At 71.2% G+C, this 2,997-nt stretch carries 3 protein-coding genes; 1 reads left to right on the top strand and 2 read right to left on the bottom strand.

Annotated features, from left to right (window positions below):
* Both H5J29_RS27280 and H5J29_RS27275 read right to left on the bottom strand, forming a co-directional pair.
* A partial coding sequence (locus tag H5J29_RS27280) for a 2-oxoacid:acceptor oxidoreductase family protein (RefSeq protein WP_181783863.1) occupies window positions 1–995 on the bottom strand: 995 nt, incomplete at its 3' end.
* A gap of 147 nt (window positions 996–1,142) precedes the next feature.
* Window positions 1,143–1,901, bottom strand: a complete 759-nt coding sequence (locus tag H5J29_RS27275; protein WP_181783862.1) for an enoyl-CoA hydratase — start codon at window positions 1,899–1,901, stop codon at window positions 1,143–1,145.
* 121 nt (window positions 1,902–2,022) lie between these two features.
* Between H5J29_RS27275 and htpX the strand changes: the two genes are divergently transcribed.
* Entirely contained in the window at window positions 2,023–2,895 is an 873-nt protein-coding gene (gene htpX / locus H5J29_RS27270) for a zinc metalloprotease HtpX (protein WP_181783861.1), read from the top strand.
* The last annotated feature ends 102 nt before the right edge of the window (window positions 2,896–2,997 follow it).

Here is a 2,997-nt window from a genome sequence, read left to right as displayed (position 1 = left end):
ACGGTCTCGGCCTTGAGCGCCACACCCGGACCACTGGTGGTGGTCACCCCGAGTGCGCCGCCGAACGACGCACCCAGTGCGGCACCGACACCGGCGATCTCGTCCTCGGCCTGGAAGGTGGTCACACCGAAGGCCTTGTGCTTGGACAGCTCGTGCAGGATGTCCGAGGCCGGGGTGATCGGGTACGACCCCAGGAACACCGGCAGCCCGGTCGTCTGCCCGGCCGCGACCAGCCCGTAGGCCATCGCGGTGTTCCCGGTGATCTGCCGATACGTGCCCGGGGCCAGCTTGGCCGGGGCGACCTCGTAGGTGACCGCGAACGCCTCGGTCGTCTCGCCGTAGGCGTGCCCGGCGCGGAAGGCCAGGATGTTGGCCTCGGCCAGGTCGGGGCGGCGGGCGAACTTCTCCCGCAGGAACCGCTCGGTGCCCTCGTGCGGACGGTGATACATCCACGACAGCAACCCGAGCGCGAACATGTTCTTGGACCGCTCGGCGTCCTTCTTCGACAGGCCGGTCTCCTCCAGGGCCCCCTTCGTCAGGGTGGCCATGGCGACCTCGTGGACCTGGAAGTCCGACAGCGACTCGTCCTCCAGCGGGTTCGCCGCGTAGCCGACCTTGGTCAGGTTCCGCTTGGTGAACTCGTCGGTGTTGACGATCAACACCCCGCCGTGGGGCAGGTCGGCGATGTTGGCCTTGAGCGCGGCCGGGTTCATCGCCACCAACACGTCGGGGCGGTCGCCGGGGGTCAGGATGTCGTAGTTCGCGAAGTGCAGCTGGAACGACGACACGCCGGGCAGGGTCCCGGCAGGGGCCCGGATCTCGGCGGGGAAGTTCGGCAGGGTCGACAGGTCGTTGCCGAACGTCGCCGTCTCCGAGGTGAAACGGTCGCCGGTCAACTGCATCCCGTCACCTGAGTCGCCCGCGAACCGGATGACCACCCGGTCCTTGACGACGACCTCGGGATCGGAGGAGACGGCGGTGTCGTGGGTCGTCATGTCGAGGTCATTCCCCGGTTCGGCTCGAGAGCACTTAATGTCCGGACAAGATTAACGCCCGGTATCGCCGAGTGTCCTCGGCCCCGGTGCGAGGTCACACCGGGCCCACTCGGTGGGGCGGAACTCCGACGCATGCCTGTACTCGTCTCATCGCTTGCTGATCCGTGCCTGGAGCGCGGTCACGCGCTCCAGGAACTCCTTTGAGTGTACGGAAGCCGCCTGCGCCCTCACCTCGATCTCCGTCGCCTCGGCGTGGGAGACCGCTCCCGAGGTGATGCGCATGGTCGCCTTGGTCGTCTCGATGAGCGACCGGGGCGCCGCCGCGGGCCGGCTCGCCAGCTCGTGGGCCCCGGCGAGGAGCGCCGCGTCGTCCTCGTAGCGGCGCCACACCAGGCCCACCCGCTCCGCCTCGGCGGCGTCCAGGACGTCGCAGAACAGGGTGAGGGCCTTCGCCCCCTGGGTGCCGAGCGCCCGGTCGACCATCCAGGTGTAGCCACCGCCGGGGTGCAGGCCGAGCTGCATGAACCGGGCGTCGAACTTCGCCCCGGGCCCAGCGAGACGCAGGTCACACGCGAGTGCCAGGTTGAGCCCCGCCCCGACCGCCGCGCCGTTCACCGCGGCCACGGTGGGCAGCGGGCACTGGGCCACGGCGAGGAACCCGGCGTAGACGGTCCGCAGCCGCTCCGGATCGGCGCCCTGCAGCTCGGAGAGGTCGCCCCCGGCGCAGAAGGCGGGGGGCTCACCGGTGATGACGATCGCACCGACCGCGGGATCGGCCACCGCGGCGTCGAGCGCGGCCACGAGCTTGCCGGACAGGTCCAGGTTCATCGCGTTGCGACGCTCGGGGTGCGAGACGGTCAGCAGGGCGACGCCGTCCGCGACCGACGTACGAACTTCGGTGGTCATGGGGTGATCCTGACATCCGCCGCGGATTCTGTGTGCCTGCTGTGACCCGGGCCGGTGCGGAACACGCCCCCGTGGCGGGTCGTTGTCGCTGCAGACACCCGACGCGATGAGGAGAGGCACGGTGCACGGTCACCTGAACGGGCTGAAGACAGCCGGTCTGCTCGGCGGCATGAGCGCGCTCGTGCTGCTGGTCGGCGGCCTGGTCGCGGGCCGGACCGGGCTGATCGTGGCGCTGCTCGTGGCGCTGGCGATGAACGGCTACGCCTACTTCAACTCCGCGACGATGTCCCTGCGGGCCATGCACGCCCGCCCGGTCACCGAGGCCGAGGCACCCCAGCTCTACCGGATCGTCCGCGAGCTCTCGCAGCGCGCCCGGCAGCCGATGCCGCAGCTCTACATCAGCCCCACGGACGCGCCGAACGCCTTCGCCACCGGCCGCAACCCGCGCAACGCCGCCGTCTGCGCCACCACCGGCCTGCTCGACCTGCTCGACGAGCGCGAGCTGCGCGCCGTCCTCGGCCACGAGCTCGCCCACGTCTACAACCGGGACATCCTGATCTCCTGCGTCGCGGGCGCGATGGCGTCGATGATCAGCTTCCTGGCCACCATGGCGATGTTCGCCGGGGTCTTCGGCGGCGACGGGGCGGAGAGCGACCGGCCGAACCCGGTGGCCGCCATCCTGATCGCACTGCTCGGCCCGATCGCCGCGGGCGTCGTGCAGATGGCGGTGAGCCGGTCGCGGGAGTACCAGGCGGACGCCTCCGGTGCCGAGCTGACCGGGGACCCGCTCGCCCTGGCCTCGGCGCTGTACAAGCTCGACCGCGGCACCGCGCTGGCCCCGCTGCCGCCGGACCCGCAGCTCGTCTCGCAGTCCCACCTCATGATCGCCAGCCCGTTCCGGCCCGGCGAGCAGACGGCCCGGCTGTTCTCCACCCACCCGCCGATCTCGGAGCGGATCAAGCGTCTGCAGGAGATGGCCTACGGGGACCGCTGAGGGCCGCAGTGCCCCAGGTCGGGTCGGTCAGCGCTGGTCCTTGCCCCTGGCGAGGCGGTCGACCTCGGCGAGCCCGCCCCGCAGCGCGTCCACCTCGGCCCC

This window comes from Pseudonocardia pini (assembly GCF_013870575.1).
Lineage (GTDB): Bacteria > Actinomycetota > Actinomycetes > Mycobacteriales > Pseudonocardiaceae > Pseudonocardia > Pseudonocardia pini.
The sequence above is the reverse complement of the archived record's forward strand: the minus strand, read 5'-3'. Positions and strand labels throughout refer to the sequence as shown.

What these genes read in the sequence shown, in the direction of transcription:
- H5J29_RS27275 (WP_181783862.1), bottom strand. Translation starts at nt 1,901, where the DNA reads ATGACCACCGAAGTTCGTACGTCGGTCGCGGACGGCGTCGCCCTGCTG.